Raw genomic sequence first — 19030 nt, 5'->3', positions numbered from 1 at the left:
GATGGGACTGGCGATGCGATTTGCAACTTTGAAAGACGGCAGCCTGGACGGCCGCCTAGTACTGGTTTCTTCCAACGGCCTGCGGGCCGTCGATGCCGCTCCGATAGCGGCCAGCTTGCTGGCCGCTGTGCAGAACTGGGATGCTGTGGAGCCCGCCCTGCGCGAGCGCGCTGCTGCGCTGGAGGCTGGCACTGCCACCGGCATCTTTGCGTTCGATCCCGCCGCATGCAGCGCTCCCTTGCCGCGCAGCCCGCAGTGGCTCGATGCATCGGCGTTCCTCAACCATGGCCGCTTGATGGAGCGGGCGTTCAACACGCCGCCCATCCCGCACTTTGACACCATCCCCGTGATGTACCAGGGCGCTAGCGACGATTTTCTGGGCCCTTGCGACGATGTGCCCTTGCCCAGTGAGGCCGACGGCATCGATTTCGAAGGCGAGTTCGGCGTCGTCTGTGGCCCCGTGCCCATGGGTGTGACGGCCGAAGCGGCATTGAACTGCGTGCGCTTGGTCGTCCAGATCAACGACTGGAGCCTGCGCGCGCTGGGCCCGCACGAAATGAAGACGGGCTTTGGCTTCCTGCAAGCCAAGCCGTCTACCAGCTTTGCCCCTTTGGCCGTGACGCCGGATGAATTGGGCGACGCTTGGCAGGGTGGGCGGGTGCATCTGCGATTGCATGTGGACTCCAACGGCAAGTGGTTTGGCCACCCCCATGGCGGAGAAATGAATTTCAGTTTCGGCCAGCTCATTGCCCACGCGGCTCGCACACGGCGGCTCACGGCGGGCACCATCATCGGTTCGGGCACGGTGTCCAACCAGGCGCGCGATGCAGGCTCTGCCTGCCTGGCCGAGCGGCGCGTGATCGAGATACTGGACGAAGGTGCGGCCAAAACGCCGTTCATGCGCTACGGTGACCGCGTGCGCATGCAGGCGCGCTGGCCCGATGGCCGCGATGGGCCTTTTGGCGTGGTGCATCAGCGCGTGGTGGCTGTGGGCTCGGAGGTGCGCTGATGCATGTGCTTGTCACCGGTGCCGGCGGGTTCATTGGCGCCGCCCTGGCCGAGCGGTTGCAGTCCGTGCCGTTGGTGCCCGGTCTGCCCCTGCGCTTGACGCTGGTGGACCGAGCCGGGCCCGCAGCCCTTTGCGCACCGGCCGTGCACTGGCATATCGGCGGCTTTGCAGACCGCGCACTGTTCGAAGTCTTGGAGGACCATCCGCCCGACTGCGTATTCCACCTGGCCAGTGTGCCGGGATCGCTGGCCGAGCGGGAACCTGGGCTGGGTGTGCAGGCCAATCTGCTGGACACCGTGGCCTTGTGCGAGGGGCTTGCGCGCCCGGTGCGCGAAGGCAGGGTGCGTGCCCCCCGGCTGGTGTTTGCCAGTTCGGTGGCGGTGTACGGTGCGCTGGGCACCCAAGCGGTAGATGAGCGCCAGGGGCCGCAGCCCACCCTCAGCTATGGGGTGCACAAGTGGATGACGGAACTGCTGGTGGCCGACTATGGACGGCGCGGCGACATTGATGGCTGCAGCCTCCGGCTGCCTGGCATCGTGGCGCGGCCACCCGCAGAAACGGGCCATGGCTCCGTGTTCATGAGCCAGATCTTCCATGCCCTGCGGGCGCGGCAGATGTACACCTGCCCCGTGTCGGCACAGGCCACCGCCTGGTGGATGTCGCTGCAGTGCTGTCTGGACAACCTGGTGCATGCCGCGCGCTTGCCCACGCGGGGCATGCCGACCGCGCGGTGCTGGCAGACGCCGGTATTGCAGTCATCGGTGGGTGATGTGGTGCAAGCCATCGCGCACGCCCAGGGGCTCGATCCCAAGGACTGGATCCGGTACGCACCCGACGCGCGCACCGAAGCACTGTTCGGGCGTTTGCCAGCCTTGCGAACGCCTCAGTCAGAGGCTGCCGGTTTCCGGCATGACGGCTCGCTGGAGTCTCTGGTTACGCGGGTGCTGGGGGGGCTGCACAGCCCTGGGATGGTGGAGTAGGGGAGACAGAAAAAGGCGCGTCATGGGGTGTGCTGTGGAGCGGGCGCCGGACTGGTGGGCGGTGCCAACTCCTCCCTGCACGCCGTGTGACGCGCCCATAGCCTCGGCGCATCTGGCGTGCAGGTGTGTGCAAGGCACTTCCCGCGGCCTTTCCTGCGGCTTTGTACGTGCCTACCCGCGAAGGCGCTGCACGGCCCGCCCGGGAGCTATGTGTTCACACCGTTTCCACCGCAAAGCTCAGGCCCGCATTCGCCTGCAACCGCGCTATCAGCTTGTCACCCAGCGCGGGCGCCGTGGTCCAGATGCCGCCGGGGGTGGTGGTGGCATCCTGCAGCAGGCACACAGCCGCCTCGGAGATCATCTTGGATGTGGAGCCATAGCCCGGATCACGGTCGCCCTTCACGCCCACGCGCAAGGTGTTGCCTGCATCGTCAGTACCCAGGAACAGCACGTCGTAGAACCCGTTTTCGCGTTCTTCGCGCGAAGGGCCTTCGCCGGGCTTGGGGCCTTTGTCCGAGCCCAGCGACTTGTCGCCCGCCACCGCGTTGGCGATGGCCTCGCCCTTTTCGCCAGGGCCGGTGATGAGCATTTCGTCGTAGACAAAGTCGGTGCCATAGGCGTGCTGCAACAGGAAGTTGGAGCGGTGCACGTTGCGCGTGTTGATGGCGGCCATTACAAACGGGGCCACCCAGATTCCATCGCCCAGCGCCTCGTCCACCATGGGTTTGTGGCCGGTTGGCTGGCGCGGCCCTTCAAACCCGGGCGTGAGAGAGAACGGGTTCTTCAGCAAATCCAGCACCGCAGGGTTGGTGGCAGCCGCGGCCATGGTGGCCTTGAGGCTGGCGGCCGTGCCCCCAGAGAAGGTGCCCTTCATCTTGCGCACCCGGCCGCGCACGCGCGGGGCGGGGTGGCCGAAGCGCTGGGCAAATTCCTTTTGCAGCAGGAACACGCCCAGGTCAAACGGGATCGAGTCGAACCCACACGAGAACACGATGCGCGCGCCGCTGGCCTTGGCCGCAGCTTCGTGCGCGTCGATCATCTGGCGCATCCAGGCGGGCTCGCCGCACAGGTCCACATAGTCCACACCAGCCTTCGCGCAGGCGGCCACCAGTTCGTTGCCATAGAGCTGGTAGGGGCCTACCGTGGTCAGCACCAGGCGCGTGGAATCCATCAGCGCTTGCAGGCTGGCGGGGTTGCTGGTGTCGGTCACGACCAGCGGAGTGTCGGCCGGTGCGCCCACTTCGTCGCGCACGGCGGCGAGTTTGTCGGCATTGCGCCCGCCCATGGCCCAGCGCAGGCCGCTGCCAGCGGGGTAGCGCTGGAGCAGGTATTCGACCACCAGGCGGCCGGTGAAGCCGGTAGCGCCGTGGACGACGAGGTCAAAGGGTTTGGTCATGGTTTCGGTCTCCGTCCATCAAAAAAGCAAGCACGCGCAGCGGTCAGGGGCTGCCACGCCGGGGGTCTGCCATTGTCTTTGGCGGGGCCTGCAGGCTCTGTCGCGCAGGTGCGTTGCAGGGGCTGCGTAGGGCGATAACAACGGACTTCGGCCAGTTTTTCGAGAAAAAGTACCGCCAAACGATACCGGGTAGCCTGCGGGTAGCCACTGTTACGGTTCAATGCAGACACGCAAGTTACGTCTGGGCACCATTCGCTCCGTGTTCAACCAACGTCCCCCCGGGGCACCACTGCAATGTCTTCTTCTCCCATCGTTGTTCAGCGTGACACCAAGGCCTGGCAGTTGCAGGTGTGGGTCTCGTTCGGCATCGCGGTTTTTCTGTGTGCCGTGGGCCTGGCATGGCTGCCTGGCGAGCAACTGGAGCAGGCCTTCATGGTGATGGGCTACGTGTTCTGCCTCTCGGCCGCGTTTGTGTTGGCCAAGTTTGTGCGGGACAACGAAAGCGCTTCGCGCCGTGGCGGTGGCGACACCCCCATGTGGAAGCTGGTGGTGTGGGGCGGCTTTGCGGTGGCCATGGGCCTCACGGGTTGGGGCCTGATGAGCATGGACATTAACGTGACCTACAAGGCGTTTCTGGGCGTGAGCTGGCTTTACCTCATCACCACCGCCTTCACGCTGGCCAAGATGCTGCGCGATCGCCACGAGGCTGATCTGATGGACGCCCGCCTGCAAGGCCGCCGCGAAGCCGCCCCGGCGGCAGCCAACGGCAGCAGCGCGAACTGATCGCATCGAACGTGCGCAGGCGGCAATCCGCTGCCTGTTCGGGTGATTTTTCTTTCTGGTCTATCGACCCGGTTTCTCCGGAACCCCGGGTGCGCGGTGGGGCCGCATTTTGAGGAGTGAATGATGATGAATGCTGTGTTTTCTTCGTGGGGCTCTGCCCGCCTGTCTCGCGCTCTGCTCGCGGCCGGTGTGGTGTGTGCCGTGATGGCCATGGCTCCCGCGCGCGCCCAGAGCGAGGCCTCTGCCGCGCTGTCGCTGTTGCCGGTGGCCTCGGTGGTGGGCACGGCGTCTGTGGCTTCCGCTGCTGCGGGCGCAGTGGCGGCAGTGCCCGCAGCGTTGTCGGTGGGCGGCGCGGTGCTGTCCGTGAAGGCGGTGGAGGCCTCGGCCGTGGGCACGGTGTACCTGCTGGAGCGTGCCTCGGACGGCGCCCAGGTGAGTGTGGAGGTGGTGGGGCGCGGCGTTGCGAGCTCAGCCTACGCGGCGGGCACCGTGGTGACTTGCAGCGTGATCGGTACGGGTGTGATCCTGTCGGCAGCGGGTGAGGCGATTGCCTTTGTGCCCAACGCCATCGGCCGTGCGCTTCTGCACAACGAGCGTCTTTGAATATGAAGTACAACCCCCTGAGCCGCGACGCGGCTTCCCCCTTCTCTCTGCGCGCTGCGCGCTCCGGGAAGGGGGACGATGCCCTCACTGCGGGGCGGCCCTTGCTTGGCATCCCTCTCTTGGGTCGCGTCAGTTTCATGGGCCATGGGCTTGCGTTGCTGGCAGTTGCTTTAGCGGTCGTAGCAACGGCTCCAGCGCACGCCGGCCGCTCCTGCGAATCCCGCAAGCCCGTGCCGCCGCAGGTGATCGAGCGCGGCATGAAGCTGGCCGAGCAGACCTCGGCCGCGCTCGATGCCGAGCACGCCAGGTCGGGCGCGCAGGTGGTGGTGCTGGCCCGTGCGGGGCAGGACCTCTCCAAATATGGCCTGCGCTACTCGCACATGGGCTGGGCCTACAAGACGGCCGAAGGCCCCTGGCGCGTGGCGCACAAGCTCAACGAATGTGGCACGGCCGTGGGGCACCTGTACCGCCAGGGGCTGGGGGAGTTCTTCCTGGACGACCTGTGGCGCTATGAAGCCGTCTATGCCGTGCCCACGCCCGAGGTGCAGCAGCGCCTGCTGGCCGTGCTGCAGGACAAGGGCCGCACCAAGGCGCTGCAGCATCCGCCCTACAGCATGGTCAGCTATGCGTGGGGGCGCAAATACCAGCAGTCCAACCAGTGGGCGCTGGAGACCCTGGCGATGGCCATGGAGCCCGCCACCGTGCGCTCGCGCAACCAGGCGCAGGCCTGGCTGCAGTTCAAGGGCTACGAGCCCACTGCACTGAAGCTCGGGCCGCTCACGCGCATGGGCGGGCGGGTGGGCTCGGCCAACATTGCGTTTGACGACCACCCGAACGAGAAGCGGTTTTCGGACCGCATTGAAACCGTCACCGTCGATTCGGTACTGGCCTGGCTGCAGCGCGCGCAACTGGCGGCACCGCCGACGGTGCTGGCGGTAAATAATTGAATAAAAATGGCCTCTAGCGCTTGCTTGGTAAGCGCTGGAAGCTATCGAATGCATAGCATTTCCAGAGGGGAACGATCATGAGCAAATCCCTGCGGCTGTCCGAAAAATGGTTTCGCCGTGGCCTGTGGCTGGTGGCGCTGGTGTTTGCCAGCTTCCTCATCGGCCTGGGTGGCACCATCGTGGGCGATCTGCCCAAAGTCGAGACCCCGCTGCGGGTGGACGACTTTCTGGACAAAGCCGCAGCCGACAAGCTGCGCGCCGAGGTCAAAGCCGCGCGCCAGGCCGAGCAGGATGCGCAGACCGCGCTGGAGCAGGCCCAGCTGCAGCGCAGCAAGGTGCGCAGCGAGGTGCAGGCCGAGAGGGACAGCTTCAACAACTGGCTGTCCACCCGCAGCGCCACGCAGCGCGCCGATCAGGACCCCGAGGTGCTGGCGCGCACCCAGGCGCTGGACGTGCTCAAGCTCGCCGAACGCAAGACCCAGCAGGCGGTGGAGGCGCAGCAGCAGGCTGCGCTCGATGCCCGCCAGACCGCAGCCGCCCGGCAGGAGCAGTTGAACCGCATGGAGTCCGACGGCTACGTGAAGCTCAATGCCGAGCGCCGCAAGGTCGAGCTGCGGGTGTTCCTCTATCGCCTGGCCCTCACGCTGCCGCTGCTGGCGGTTGCGGGCTGGCTGTTCGTCAAGAAGCGTAAAAGCACCTACTGGCCGTTTGTGTGGGGCTTCATCTTCTTTGCGCTGTTTGCCTTCTTTGTGGAGCTGGTGCCTTACCTGCCCAGCTACGGCGGTTATGTGCGCTACGTGGTGGGCATTGCCTTGACGGCCGTGGTGGGGCGCTACGCCATCCTGGCGCTCAACCGCTACCTGGAGCGCCAGAAGCTGGCCGAAACCCTGCCCGACCAGGAGCGCCGCAAGGAGCTGAGCTACGACGTGGCCCTGGCCCGCCTGGCCAAAAGCGTGTGCCCTGGCTGCGAGCGGCCGGTGGACCTGAAAAACGAGAAGATCGACTTTTGCCCGCATTGCGGCATTGGGCTGTTCGACCATTGCGGCCACTGCAGCACCCGCAAGAGCGCTTTTGCACGCTTTTGCCATGCCTGCGGCACGGGGGCGGGGGTGAAGTTGGCGCAGGAGTGACGGTCTGCCTGCGCGTTGATGGGGCCGTGTGCCCATTGGTTGGGCTCGGCGGATGAAATCGGCGCATGGAAAGCCCGAGCTTCCATGGAGCCAGCCCCTGTCGTACCACCGGCGCCCTCCCCGCAGGGGGGCGCTTTGCGGAGGCGCGGGGGCGCGCTTGGACCTACCCTGTCATCACCCGGTTGCGCCCCTCCGCCTTGGCCCGGTAGAGCGCTGCATCGGCGGCGAGCAGCAGCGTGTCCAGGTCGGCGTCGCCGCCCAGCGAGGCGCTGTGCACCAGGCCGATGCTGACCGTGGCGTGCTGCTCGGGTGCTTGCGCAGTACCAAAGGGCCGCTGTTCCACCACCGTACGCAGCCGTTCTGCGATTGCGTGGGCCTCGGCGGGCGAGGCATCGGGCAGCACCACCGCAAACTCCTCGCCACCCAGGCGGCCTAGAACATCCTGGGGGCGCAGCGCACTGGTCATGGCCTGGGCGATGCCAATCAGAAGCTGGTCGCCCGCACCGTGTCCCAGCTGGTCGTTGACCTGCTTGAAGTGGTCCACGTCCACCATCAACACGGCCAATCCGGCGGATTCGCGCTGGTAGCGCGCTAGCAAGCGCTCACCTTGCTGCAGGAACGCGCGCCGCGCAAGCACACCGGTCAGGTCGTCGTGGCGCACGGCGTGGTCCAGGCGGCGCAGGGCCTCTGCGCGCGCCGCGCTGGCGCAGGCCACGGCCAGCGGCCCCAGTGCCAGCAGCGTGACGCCCACACGCAGCGAGAACACGTCGCTGGCATGGGCAGGTGTGAAGTTGAGCACGCCGGTGGCCACGCCGGCCATGGTCCACAGGCACACCACCAGCGACAGCAGGCTGGAGACAAACGGGCTGTAGCTGAGCGCGCACCACAGCAGCCCTGGCACCACAAAGGCCAGCATGCCGGGCCCCCCAATCACAGTGCGCACGCCTTCGGCCAGCAGCAGCGAGCTGACGGGTGCCACACGCCAGATCAGGGGCACCTCCTGCGTTGCGGGCGGCGGGTCGTCGGCGCGCGGCGCGGCCAGCACCACCGGCACGATGAGCATGTAGTTCATGAGTTCGGTGCTGAACCACAGGGACAGCAGGTCGGTCCACGGGCTGTTGAAGTAGACCGGCGCGGCGCCGCAGCCTGCCAGTGCCCCCACGGCACTGGCTGCCAGCGCAGCCAGCAGCAGGTAGAGGGCAGAGATGGTGCGTTGCAGGCGCCGGATGCGTTCGTCCAGCCGACGCAGCACCAGCCAGCCCGCGGTGGCGCCCAGCAGGTTGGCGCCGTTGAGCCACAGGGCCATGGACCAGGAGCTGCCCGTCACCAGGTCTGCCGCCACATAGCCCACGGCCGCAGCTACCCAGGCTGGCGGGCGCGCCAGCCTGGGATAACGCACCAGCAGCCCCAGCAGCAGCGCATTGGCGGGCCAGAAGACCGACAGAAAACCGATGGGCCGCGCAAAGATGCCCACCAGGCAGGCGGCGAAGATCAGCACGGACAAACCCAGCCAGGCCAGGGGCGGCGAAAGCGGGCGGTGGAGCAAAAAAGGGCGGTACATGGGGGCAGCAGTTGATGGGCGGGGAGCGGCGCGCGCGTCAGTGCCGATTGTCCCCGGGCCGGGTGCGCGGGAGACTCCGCAGCGTTGGCTGGGGAAACAATTGTTGATGATTGCCTGTGAGATCGTTGCCAGCTCTCAGGTGTTGCCCAGCAGCAGCGCCACCAGCTCCCCCGTGCTGCTGGCCCCCAGTTTGCGCATGAGCCGCGCGCGGTGGGCGTCCACCGTACGGTGGCTGATGTCCAGGTAGCGCCCGATCTGCTTGCTGGTGGCGCCGGTGACGATGTGCTGGGCGATTTCGCGCTCGCGCAGGGTCAGCGGCGTGCTCACGGGGCGGCGGTGCGAGATGTCCTCGAACATCCACACCGCCCGTGCAAACGGGTCCGACCGGTCCAGTGCCCGGCCCACCACGTGGCACCAGAACAGCGAACCATCGCGCCGTCGCATGATGCGCTCATCCGCATAACTTCCCGACGCCTTCATCGCCTGCAGGCCCAGGTGGCCCGTGTGGGTGAACTCTTCGAACGAGGGGTACAGCGGCGCCAGCGGCTGGCCCAGCAGCTCGGCCTGCTCGTGGCCGAACATGTGGGCAAAGGCGTCGTTGCAGATCTCGATGCTGCGCTCGCGCGTCACGCACATGCCCACCGGCGCCAGGTTAAAGGCCAGCTCCAGCGCTTCGTTCAGGGCGGCATAGGGCGGTGCGGGCATGGGGTGGGATTCTGCCGCAGGTCAGCGGCGCGGCTCGGGTGAGAAGGACCGGTTTCAGGTAGTGCGCTCGTGCGTTGTCACCACGCGGTTGCGGCCCGCGCGCTTGGCGTCGTAGAGCGCCCGGTCGGCCGCAGCCAGCCAGTCGGCCCAGGTTCCGCCGGGGGAGGTCACGCAGGCCAGTCCAATGCTCACGGTGATGGGGATGTCCTCGCCCAGCTCGGACAGCCGGATCTGCTGCACGGCCCCGCACAGGCGCTGGGCGATGGCGCTTGCAGCACTGGCGCTGGCGTCCGGCAGGTAGACCAGGAACTCTTCACCGCCCATGCGGGCCAGCAGGTCCGAATCGCGCAGCTGGTGGCGAAGCGCGTCGGCCGTGGCGACCAGCACGCGGTCGCCCGCCGCATGGCCGAAGCGGTCATTGATGTGCTTGAAGTGGTCCAGGTCGAGCTGCGCGATGGCGCTGCCCACGGGCAGCCGCGCGGGCAGCATGGACATGGCCCAGCGGCGGTTGCCCACGCCCGTGAGCGTGTCGGTCTGCGCCACTTTTTCCAGGCGCACTTCGGCGCGCTCGTTGGAGAGGGACGAGACCATGAGCGCAACGCCAAAGTGGCAGAACATCTGCACGGAGAATGCCAGCGCAAAACCCTGTGGGCTGGCGGTGTGCGTGGCGATGTACAACAGCTGCAGGGCAAAGGTGCCCGCGCTGGCCAGGAGCAGCCCGGCCAGCAGGGGACGCGATGGCAGGGATTCGGTGCGGCGGTCGTGCCACACCTCCCAGGCTGCCGCGGTCAGTGACACTGCGGCGGTCAGGTGGAAGGCGCCTGCGCGCAGCAGGTTGTCCAGCGGAAACTGCGTGACCAGGCCCAGCACCAGCCAGCCTCCGGAAACCAGTATCAGCACGGCAGGCAGGACGCGCCTGCGGCCGCTCAGTGCCCGTACACCTGCCCAGAAGAGGGTGTACCCCAGTGCCCCGAGCAGCAGGCTGGTGTGGGTCCAGAACCAGAGCGGCAGCATGGAATATTCACCCTGGCCTGCCAGTTCGGCACCAACGGCCAGCAGCAGGTAGGCGGCTGCCAGGGGCTTGAGCCCTTGCGGGCGGCACGAATGGCGGCTGACATGAAAGATGCTCAGCGCCCCCGCCACCAGCGCGGTCTTGTAGAGCAGGAGGATGGTCGGGAGGTCAAGCTGCATACCCATGTCGCAATGCGGTGGCGGTGGGGGATGACGTTGGGGAGGGCTTTTGCAGGAGCGCATATCTTGGCAGCAAAACAGCGGCGGGCGCTACCCTGGCGCTACCCAACATTACCTGGCGCGAAGCCTGTGCCAGCGCAGCCGCCATTGCCGCCGCACCACCCGCGCCACGCGCCATGCCCACGAGGCGCGGGCGCGCTCCAGCACCGCGTGCTTGAGGCGCATCCAGTGGGCATAGGTCCAGGCAAACCAGTGCAGCTGCATCAGGGCGGGCTGGGTCAGGCTGAACAGCCGCGCCACCACGGCGGTGCCCACCACCTTGGCCAGCACGATCACCAGCATGCCCAGTACCACGTGCCCCCGGCCCACCGCCCACAGGGCCAGCAGCTTGACGGGCAGCAGCAGTGCCGTGGGCAGCAGAAACACCGCTACCGCAGCCCAGGGGGGCAGGGCGCGCACGCAGCCTTCAATCCAGCGCAGGCCGGGCCAGCGGCCGATGCGCGCCAGCAGGCGCTGCAGCGGCTCCCAACCCCATTCCTCGAACAGGATCAGCAGCGCCAGCAGCCCGCTGCCCAGGCCGGTCAGCATGCGGGCGGGCCAGCGCAGCAGTTGGTGCAGGAGTTTTTGGATGATTTTGGCCTCTGGCGCTTATCTATCAAGCGCTAATAGCTATTATTTTCATAGCTATTGGCTGTGCTTACACGCCCCGTGCGCGCTCGGTCTTGAAGCGTGCACGGAATTCGGCGAACGTGCCCGCGTCCAGCGACTCGCGCACCTCGCGCATCAGGTTCAGGTAGTAGTGCAGGTTGTGCACGGTGGTCAGCATGGGGCCCAGCATCTCGCCGCAGCGGTCCAGGTGGTGCAGGTAGGCGCGGCTGAAGCCCTCGCGCCCGCCATCGTCCCACGACACGCCCGAACTGCCCGCGCAAGCGTAGCAGGTGCAGCTGGTGTCCATCGGCCGGTGGTCGGCCTTGTGGCGTGCGTTGCGGATCTTCAGGTCGCCAAAACGCGTGAACATCGTGCCGTTGCGTGCGTTGCGGGTGGGCATCACGCAGTCGAACATGTCCACGCCGTCGGCCACGCCCTGCACCAGGTCCTCGGGCGTGCCCACGCCCATCAGGTAGCGCGGCTTGTGCGCGGGCAGGCGGTGGGGCGTGTGGGCCATGATGTCCAGCATCTCGTCCTTGGGCTCGCCCACGCTCACGCCGCCCACGGCGTAGCCGGGGAAGTCCATCTCGACCAGGTGCTCCAGCGATTCCTGGCGCAGGTTCTTGAACATGCCGCCCTGCACGATGCCGAAGAGGGCGTTGGGGTTCTCCAGCCGCTGGAACTCATCGCGCGAGCGCTTGGCCCAGCGCAGGCTCATTTCCATGCTCTTGCGCGCCTCGGCCTCGGTGGTCTTGTGGCCCTTGGTCTCGTACGGCGTGCACTCGTCGAGTTGCATGACGATGTCGGAGTTGAGCGTGGTCTGGATCTGCATGCTCACCTCGGGCGACATGAAGAGCTTGTCGCCGTTCACGGGGCTGGCAAAGGTCACGCCTTCTTCGGTGATCTTGCGCATGGCCCCCAGGCTCCAGACCTGGAAGCCTCCCGAGTCGGTGAGGATGGGCTTGTCCCACTTTTCAAATCCATGCAGGCCGCCAAAGCTCTGCATTACATCGAGGCCCGGGCGCATCCACAGGTGGAAAGTGTTGCCCAGGATGATCTGCGCGCCCATGTCGTGCAGGCTGCGCGGCATCACGCCCTTGACGGTGCCATAGGTGCCCACGGGCATGAAGATGGGGGTTTGCACCACGCCATGGTTGAGCGTGAGCGTGCCACGGCGTGCGTGGCTGGTGGGGTCGGTTTTGAGGAGGTCGAACTGCAGCATGATGGGCGGCATTGTCCCAGACACGCTACCCTGACCTCGCTCAAGGTTATGGACGGGTTTTCGACGAGGCCGTGGCTACACTGGACCAAGGTACTACAAGGAGAACACCATGCTCAAAATCCTCATCGCCGTGGACGGCTCCGAACTCTCCCTGGATGGCGTGCACCACGCACTGGCGCTGGTGGGCCAGGGGCTCCAGGCCACCATGGTGCTGGCCAACGTGCAGGAGCCCGCCACGCTGTACGAACTGGTGACCACGCGCGACCCCGACCTGATCGCCGCCGCCAGCCTGGAGGCGGGTGACCATCTCATGGCGTCGGCGCGCGCACTGCTCGATGCGGCCGGGGTGGCTTATGAAACCGATGTGGGTGTGGGCGATGTGGCGCACACGCTGGTGGACATGATCGAGCGCTCGGGCTGCGACATGGTCATCATCGGCGCCAAGGGCCAGGGCGCCATCACCAGTGCGCTGCTGGGTTCGGTGTCGCACGAGGTGGCGCATGCCAGCCCCGTGCCGGTGACCATCGTCAAACACGCCGAGGTGCTGGAGAACACAGACAGCGACGTGGCCGAGGACACGGAGGCCTGAGCGCTCCCAGAAAAAAGAAAAGGGCCGCTGTGTGCGGCCCTGATCGGGATCTTTGAGGAAGCTCGCCTGGTTTCAGGCTGCCTTGCGAAACGGCTCCGCAGGTCGCTGCAGCTTGCCGTGGGGCAAGGTGGCCAGGCGCGAGAACATGCGGCGCACATAGCCGCGCACCCACAGGCATTTGTTGAGTTCGTCCACCGGCAGTGGGCCGGACACCACCACGATGTCGTTGGCCATGTCCTGCGCCCCGGCGGCGCGCAGGCGGCGGCGCGTGTTGTTGGCCCAGGACTGGATGCGCGTGGGGCTGCCATGCTGGTGTACCTCGCCCGTGTGCGCATCGAACGCAATGGCCACCGTGTCGGTCTTGAGCTTGAACCTGCGCTCACCCGTGACGGCACTGGGCGCCTCGCGCATGTCGTAGAGGTAGTAGCTGCCTGCCTTGAGCTGGTATTGCATGTCCATGGGTGTGTTCCTCTTTGTCGGCATTGTCGAGGGCGCACGGTGCGGGCAATGGCAGGTAAAACGGTGGGAAAGGGGCTCTTTTTGAACGCCTCTCACAGATGGCCACGCCGGTTTCTGTGCGCGTGCCATTGTGGCGGCCTGTCGGCGCCGTCACACAAAACTTGAGGACGATGTCGTAACGAGTTGTGAGCAATCCAGCGCGGAGTTCGCTGCGCTTTGCCTTGTGCGCAGCCTGTGAGACTGGCGCTGCCCCAGGCGCGGGCAGCCGAGCCAGGGCCGCCCTGCAGCGAGGGCTGCGTCCCCCTTCCCGAATGGCACAGCCATTCGAGAGAAGGGGGACGGTGCGCAGCGCCTCAGGGGGATGGACTCTAGAAGTCCACCAGACTCAACCCCACGCTGAATACGGTCCGCTTGCGGTTGTAGTCGATCATGCTGTCGCCGTAGCCACTGAACAGCTGCGTGTGCAGGCGCAGGTTGCTCTTGTTGCCAAACAGGCCCGTGCCCACGGTCTGCAGCCATTCCAGGCGGACCGAGCCCCGGTCGCTGCTCGACAACGAGTGGCGCAGCGTGGCGCCCACCGTGTTCTCCTTGTTGACGTTCCAGAATGCCGACAGCTCACCCCGCCCGATGTAGTCACTGATTCCGGGGTTGTCGTCGCTGCCCGAGCTTTCGGGGATGCGCTTCCAGATGCGCGCGTTCACGCTGACGCTGTTGCCCAGCTCCATGCCCGTCATCAGGTAGGCGCGGTTCCAGCTGCGCGACAGGGGCTTGCTCTGGCCGTTGGACTGGTGCACCAGTCCGATGCCGCTGTAGCGCCACTTCCAGCCAAACGGCAGTTGTGCCGTGGTGGGGTAGACATACATGACCTCGGGCTCGTGGTCGGTGGCGCGGAAGGGGCGCGAGATCTCGGGGGTGAATAGCTGCCAGTACGACTGCTGGGAGTAGCCGAACCACACCGAGTCCTTGAGCGTGGGATGTCCCTGGGTCAGCAGCCCTTGCGCAACCTTGGTACGCACCGACAGCTGGATGCGGTTCTCGGTGCGGCGGTAGGGCGTGGACTCGGTGGCCGAATGGTCGGCTGCATCCGACGTGGGCTGGCGGTTCACATTGCTTGACGCCACCACCGACACGGTGATGGGCCGGTAGCCCCGGAAGCTGAAGGTGCCGCAGTCGCTGCCCGACTCCAGTTCCCAGAAGCGCGAGAGGTCGCTGTACTGCGGATCGCGGCAGCCCTCGGTGCGGGCCACGTCAATCACACGGGTGGCGGGTAGCGTGGTGTCCACCGGGGGCGGCACGTCTGTCGAGGCCGACGCCGTGGCGCCAGGCGCGTTCCAGCCTTGCTGGTCGGTGGCCCACTGGTCAAAGCAGGCCAGGCGCGCCTGATTGTCATTGGACAGGGCGGCGCAGCGGCGCCAGGCAGCGTCGCCGCTCGGGGTGGCCGAGCCGCCAGCAGGCGGGGTCTGCGCCAGCGCGGCGCCAGCAGGCGCCAGCGCAGCGGCCACCAGCAGGGCCAGCGTGCCACGCCGGTGGCCGCCGCTGCGGCGGGGTGAGGCTGGCGCGGCCGTCATTGCCAGCCCACCTGCTTGCGCAGCACAAAAGGAGCCGAGGGGGCCGAAGGGGTGGGGTTGGCGTTGTTCCATGTTCCGCGTATTTCCTTGCCGCAACTTCCATCGACCACCTGGCCTGTCCAGGTGGCGCTGATGTTCGTGCCATTGATCGATTCTTCCAGCGTCAGGTCGCCGCCATCGACGTCTCCGCTGACCTGCGCCGTGGCGCCATTTCTTTGCACGGTGCCACGCACGCTCTGTGCCAGCTCGGGATGCGGGCCCAGTTGCAGTGTGGCGGTGGCGCCAGGTGCATCCGGGGCTGCGCCCTGCAGTTGGGCCAGCCAGCGCCCTTGCAGGTGCTGGTGGTCCATGTCTGCCGCCGACGGGCATGCTGCCGTGGATTTTGGGTCATTCTGGCTACTGGCGCTTGTAGGATAAGCGCTGATAGCTATCAAAACAAAAGCAACTGCCAACAGCGGCGTGTGTCGGTGGGTGTCGGGCGCCATGGGTGGAGTGCGTTGTGGTGGGTGCCGTGGCTGCGGTGGGGCGCTCATTCCGGGGTGGCGGCTGCGGCTGCAGTGGCTGCGGTGGTGGCCTGGGCCTTGGCCGCAAATTCGGCGCGCAATGCCTTGAGCTTCTCGCGCGGGTCTTCGCGGGCGGTGGTCTTGTCCAGGCCCATTTCGGCAATGAAGCGGCTGGGCTGCGCGGCCACCATCTCGCGGCCCTTCTTGCGCCGCTTGGTCCAGCTCACGGCCAGGGTGCGCTGGGCGCGGGTGATGCCCACGTACATCAGGCGGCGCTCTTCCTGCAGGCGCTGCAGCGTGTCGTCGCTCACCTTCTGCTGGCGGCCTTCGTCGTCGTCGAGCTTGAAGGGCAGCATGCCCTCGGTCACGCCCACCAGCACCACGTGGGGCCACTCCAGCCCCTTGCTGGCGTGCAGTGTGGAGAGCGTGACCATGTCCTGCTCCTGCTCGCGCTCGCTGATGGTGGACAGCAGCGCAATGGTCTGCGACACCTCCAGCAGGCTCTTGGTCTCCTTGGCCACCACGGCACCGGCCGTATCGTCGATCTGCCCGCCCGCGCGCTGGGCCATCCAGTCGCAGAACTCCATCACGTTGCTCCAGCGGGCGGCCGCCACTTTTTCGCTGTCTTCGTTGTCGTACAGGTGCTGCTCGTAACCAATTTCCTTGAGCCATTCGTTCAGAAAGGCGCGGGCCTCTTCGGCGCCATGGGTGCGGCGCGCGCTGTACTCCAGGTAGTTGATGTAGCGGCCAAATTCGTGCAGGCCGTCCATGGCACGCTTGGGCACCGCCGCTGGCAGCATGCCGTTGAACAGCGCGCCGAACATGCTCTGCTTGTGCTGCGTGGCAAACGCGCCCAGAGCCGCCAGCGTGGTGTGGCCGATGCCGCGCTTGGGCGTGGTGATGGCGCGCAGAAACGCCGGGTCGTCGTCGTTGTTGATCCACAGGCGAAACCAGGCGCACAGGTCCTTGATTTCGGCGCGGTCGAAAAAGCTGGTGCCGCCCGACACCTTGTACGGAATATTGGCCTTGCGCAGCGCCTTCTCGAACGGCTTGGCCTGGTGATTGGCGCGGTACAGGATGGCAAAACTCTTCCAGTCCGGTGGCGGGTTGCTGGCCGCACGCAGGCTCTGGATGCGGGCCACGGCGCGCTCGGCTTCGTGTTCTTCGCTGTCGGCGTCCACCACTCGCACGGGCTCGCCTTCGCCCAGTTCGCTGAACAGGGTTTTGGGGAACAGCTTCGGGTTGGGCCCGATCACGTTGTTGGCCGCACGCAGGATGGCGCTGGTGGAGCGGTAGTTCTGCTCCAGCTTGATGACCTTGAGGTGGGGGTAGTCCACCGGCAACTTCTTGAGGTTGTCCAGCGTCGCGCCGCGCCAGCCGTAGATGGACTGGTCGTCGTCGCCCACGGCGGTGAAGTGCCCCTTTTCGCCCACCAGCAGCTTGAGCAGCTCGTACTGCGTGGCGTTGGTGTCCTGGTACTCGTCCACCAGCACATGGCCCAGGGCCGCCTGCCACTTGGCACGCACCTCCGGGAAGTCGCGCAGCAGCCGCAGCGGCATGCCGATCAGGTCGTCAAAGTCCACGCTCTGGTAGGCAGCCAGGCGCTCTTCATACCGGGCCATCAGCGTGGCGATGATGCGTTCGTTGTCGTCCGCCGCCTGGGCCAGCGCCTGCTCGGAAGTCAGGCCCATGTTCTTCCACTTGCTGATGACCCACTGCCATTGGCGCGCGGTGGCCATGTCGGTGGTGCCGCCCGAGGCTTCTTTCAGAATGCCCGTCACATCATCGGCGTCGAGGATGCTGAACTGGGGTTTGAGGCCCAGCACATGGCCGTCCTCGCGCACCATGCGCACGCCCAGGGCGTGGAAGGTGCACACCAGCACATCCTTGGCGCGCCGGCCGATCAGGCCCTTGGCGCGCTCGCGCATTTCGGCGGCAGCCTTGTTCGTGAAGGTGATGGCCGCAATGCGCTTGGGGTCCATGCCCTTTTCGATCATGTGGGCGATCTTCATGGTGATCACCCGCGTCTTGCCCGAGCCCGCCCCGGCCAGCACGAGGCAAGCCCCGTCGGTGTAGTGGACAGCCTGGAGCTGGGCGAGATTGAGACCGGCAGACATGGGAGGGAGGGCAGCAGAGCAGCGGGGAGCGGGACAGGGAGGGCGGGTGTGGGCGGCGCATGCCCAGGGGCGGGTGGTGGCGCGGCCGGGTCAGGCCGTGCAAGGGCGCAATGATACCGGCGCGGTCCGGCAGCCTGTCTAGCCCGTGCCCAGTCGGGGTGGACCGCGTGTGCCGGGCGGGCGGCTGACAGGCCCCTGACGGGTGGGCGCCACTAGCACCTGGCGGGCCGGACGCTCCGGGAAACCCCGCTAGGGGCTTTGTTTTCACAATTTGATACTCGCAGGCCAGTGCATCTCTTGCCGGGATGCTGGTGTAGAGAACCGAGCCCCGCCATGAACCCCACTGACCAGCCCTCCACCGCTCAGACCGCCGCATCGGGCATCCCGGACGCACGCCGCCGCTGTGTGCACCTTCGCGCATGGAGCGCTGTGGTGGCATCCGGTGTACTGGCCTGCACGGCCCTGCTGCCGGCACAGGCCCAGATCGGCAGCACCGTGCCTGTGCGCGTGGGGGTCGTGGGGCCGTTCACCGGGCCATCGGCCGATTTTGGCGTGCCCATGCTCAACGGCATCAAGCTGGCGGTGGACGAAATCAATGCCGTGGGCGGCTATCTGGGCCGCCCGCTGGAACTGGTCATCAAGGACGACACGGCCGACCCCGACCAGGGGCGTAAGGTGTCGCAAGAGCTTCTCAATGAAAAAGTGGTCGCCACCATCGGCTTTTGCAACACCGGCGTGGCGCTCAAGGCCATCGACCTGTTCCAGGGCGCCGCCAGCCCCCTCATCGTGCCCTGCGCCACGGGCACTGCCGTGACGGCCAAATACCCCGCGCCCGACAGCTACATCTTCCGCGTGCAGGCGCGCGACGCGATCCAGGCGCCCTTCCTGGTGGACGACATCGTCAAGCGCGGCTGGGACAAGGTCACCATCTTTGCCGACAAGACCGGCTATGGCGAAGGCGGCTACAACGACGTGGTGGCCGCGCTGGCGGCCAAAAACCTCAAGCCCGTGCATGTGGCGCGTTTTGACCTGGGGGTGAAGGACCTCACGGCCGAGCTGACCGCCGCGCGCAACGCGGGCGCCAACGTGGTCTACAGCTACACCGTGGGGCCGGAAAACGCCACCATCGCCAACGGCAAGAAGGCCCTGGGCTGGAAGGTGCCGCAGGTGGGGCCGTGGCCACTGTCCTTCCCCTTCTTCCTCGAAGGCGCCAAGGACGCGGCCGAGGGTGCGCTCATGGTGCAGACCTTCATCGCCGAGCCCAGCAACGAGCGCCGTGCATCGTTCCTGTCGAGCTACACCCGCAAGTACCACGGCAAGGTGGCCGTGCCCATGGCAGCGGCCAACGCCTACGATGCCACCTACCTGCTGATGTATTCCTTCCTCGGCATCCGCGACGGCAACCTCACCGGCAAAGCCATCAAGGAGTCGCTGGAGGGCAAGATGAAGACCTACTACGGCGTGGTCACCACCTACGACAAGCCCTTCAGCGTGCAGGACAAGGACGCGATCACGCGCAACATGCTGGTCATGGGCATGGTCAAGAACGGCGCCATCACCTTCGCCTACCCCGAAGACGCCAAGCGCAACCTGATCATCCAGCGCAAGCAGTGAAGTGG

The 19030-nt window shown here is 66.6% G+C and carries 18 protein-coding genes; 8 read left to right on the top strand and 10 right to left on the bottom strand.

What is annotated here, in order from left to right; translation table 11 throughout:
* Positions 1-13: 13 nt before the first annotated feature.
* Both AC2YJX_RS21545 and AC2YJX_RS21540 read left to right on the top strand, forming a co-directional pair.
* Complete coding sequence (locus tag AC2YJX_RS21545) at positions 14-1009, top strand: fumarylacetoacetate hydrolase family protein (protein ID WP_487257228.1); 996 nt, start codon at positions 14-16, stop codon at positions 1007-1009.
* Complete coding sequence (locus AC2YJX_RS21540; protein WP_487257227.1) at positions 1009-1989, top strand: NAD-dependent epimerase/dehydratase family protein; 981 nt, start codon at positions 1009-1011, stop codon at positions 1987-1989. The genes AC2YJX_RS21545 and AC2YJX_RS21540 overlap by 1 nt, the downstream gene beginning before the upstream one ends.
* A gap of 214 nt (positions 1990-2203) precedes the next feature.
* Here the strand turns inward: AC2YJX_RS21540 and AC2YJX_RS21535 are convergent, their stop codons facing one another.
* Entirely contained in the window at positions 2204-3385 is a 1182-nt protein-coding gene (locus AC2YJX_RS21535; RefSeq protein WP_487257226.1) for a saccharopine dehydrogenase family protein, read from the bottom strand.
* A gap of 294 nt (positions 3386-3679) precedes the next feature.
* Between AC2YJX_RS21535 and AC2YJX_RS21530 the strand changes: the two genes are divergently transcribed.
* From AC2YJX_RS21530 to AC2YJX_RS21515, 4 genes are all read left to right on the top strand, one after another.
* Positions 3680-4168 (top strand): YiaA/YiaB family inner membrane protein, encoded by a 489-nt coding sequence (locus AC2YJX_RS21530; RefSeq protein ID WP_487257225.1) that lies wholly within the window; start codon positions 3680-3682, stop codon positions 4166-4168.
* A 120-nt stretch (positions 4169-4288) separates the two neighbouring features.
* Positions 4289-4771 carry a hypothetical protein gene (locus AC2YJX_RS21525; RefSeq protein ID WP_487257224.1) on the top strand — a complete coding sequence of 161 codons (483 nt, stop codon included), beginning with the start codon at positions 4289-4291 and terminating at the stop codon, positions 4769-4771.
* A gap of 2 nt (positions 4772-4773) precedes the next feature.
* Positions 4774-5718 carry a DUF2145 domain-containing protein gene (locus AC2YJX_RS21520; protein ID WP_487257223.1) on the top strand — a complete coding sequence of 315 codons (945 nt, stop codon included), beginning with the start codon at positions 4774-4776 and terminating at the stop codon, positions 5716-5718.
* A gap of 77 nt (positions 5719-5795) precedes the next feature.
* A complete protein-coding gene (locus AC2YJX_RS21515) occupies positions 5796-6848 on the top strand; it encodes a serine endopeptidase (RefSeq protein ID WP_487257222.1) in 1053 nt (350 codons plus the stop codon).
* Positions 6849-7011: 163 nt separating this feature from the next.
* On the opposite strand, the gene AC2YJX_RS21510 is transcribed toward AC2YJX_RS21515, so the two are convergent.
* The 5 genes from AC2YJX_RS21510 to tgt all read right to left on the bottom strand — a co-directional run bounded on the left by AC2YJX_RS21510 (position 7012) and on the right by tgt (position 12175).
* Positions 7012-8409, bottom strand: coding sequence for a sensor domain-containing diguanylate cyclase (locus tag AC2YJX_RS21510; RefSeq protein WP_121421356.1), 1398 nt, complete (start codon positions 8407-8409; stop codon positions 7012-7014).
* Between the two features lie 135 nt (positions 8410-8544).
* The gene (locus tag AC2YJX_RS21505; protein ID WP_055392918.1) at positions 8545-9114 is read right to left on the bottom strand and encodes a LuxR C-terminal-related transcriptional regulator; all 570 of its coding nucleotides are present in this window, start codon (positions 9112-9114) and stop codon (positions 8545-8547) included.
* Positions 9115-9168: 54 nt separating this feature from the next.
* Positions 9169-10305 (bottom strand): GGDEF domain-containing protein, encoded by a 1137-nt coding sequence (locus AC2YJX_RS21500; protein ID WP_487257221.1) that lies wholly within the window; start codon positions 10303-10305, stop codon positions 9169-9171.
* Positions 10306-10416: 111 nt separating this feature from the next.
* Entirely contained in the window at positions 10417-10893 is a 477-nt protein-coding gene (locus tag AC2YJX_RS21495; RefSeq protein ID WP_228899054.1) for a hypothetical protein, read from the bottom strand.
* Between the two features lie 109 nt (positions 10894-11002).
* The gene (gene tgt, locus AC2YJX_RS21490) at positions 11003-12175 is read right to left on the bottom strand and encodes a tRNA guanosine(34) transglycosylase Tgt (protein WP_121508943.1); all 1173 of its coding nucleotides are present in this window, start codon (positions 12173-12175) and stop codon (positions 11003-11005) included.
* A gap of 109 nt (positions 12176-12284) precedes the next feature.
* Here tgt and AC2YJX_RS21485 point away from each other — a divergent pair, with 109 nt between their 5' ends.
* Positions 12285-12764 (top strand): universal stress protein, encoded by a 480-nt coding sequence (locus AC2YJX_RS21485; protein ID WP_487257220.1) that lies wholly within the window; start codon positions 12285-12287, stop codon positions 12762-12764.
* Positions 12765-12836: 72 nt separating this feature from the next.
* On the opposite strand, the gene AC2YJX_RS21480 is transcribed toward AC2YJX_RS21485, so the two are convergent.
* From AC2YJX_RS21480 to AC2YJX_RS21465, 4 genes are all read right to left on the bottom strand, one after another.
* The gene (locus tag AC2YJX_RS21480; RefSeq protein WP_055392926.1) at positions 12837-13223 is read right to left on the bottom strand and encodes a hypothetical protein; all 387 of its coding nucleotides are present in this window, start codon (positions 13221-13223) and stop codon (positions 12837-12839) included.
* A gap of 368 nt (positions 13224-13591) precedes the next feature.
* On the bottom strand, positions 13592-14791 hold the full coding sequence (locus AC2YJX_RS21475) for a phospholipase A (protein WP_487257219.1): 1200 nt from the start codon (positions 14789-14791) through the stop codon (positions 13592-13594).
* On the bottom strand, positions 14788-15141 hold the full coding sequence (locus AC2YJX_RS21470; protein WP_228899049.1) for a hypothetical protein: 354 nt from the start codon (positions 15139-15141) through the stop codon (positions 14788-14790). Before AC2YJX_RS21470 ends, AC2YJX_RS21475 begins: the two co-directional genes overlap by 4 nt.
* A 179-nt stretch (positions 15142-15320) precedes the next feature.
* On the bottom strand, positions 15321-17411 hold the full coding sequence (locus tag AC2YJX_RS21465; protein WP_121508396.1) for an ATP-dependent helicase: 2091 nt from the start codon (positions 17409-17411) through the stop codon (positions 15321-15323).
* A 333-nt stretch (positions 17412-17744) separates the two neighbouring features.
* Between AC2YJX_RS21465 and AC2YJX_RS21460 the strand changes: the two genes are divergently transcribed.
* Positions 17745-19025: an ABC transporter substrate-binding protein gene (locus tag AC2YJX_RS21460; RefSeq protein WP_487257218.1), complete on the top strand. Its 1281-nt coding sequence runs from the start codon at positions 17745-17747 to the stop codon at positions 19023-19025.
* Positions 19026-19030: the final 5 nt, after the last annotated feature.

This window comes from Acidovorax sp. SRI_002, assembly GCF_057586455.1.
Note: the sequence above shows the minus strand (reverse complement) of the source record. Positions and strands in the feature narration are given on the sequence as shown.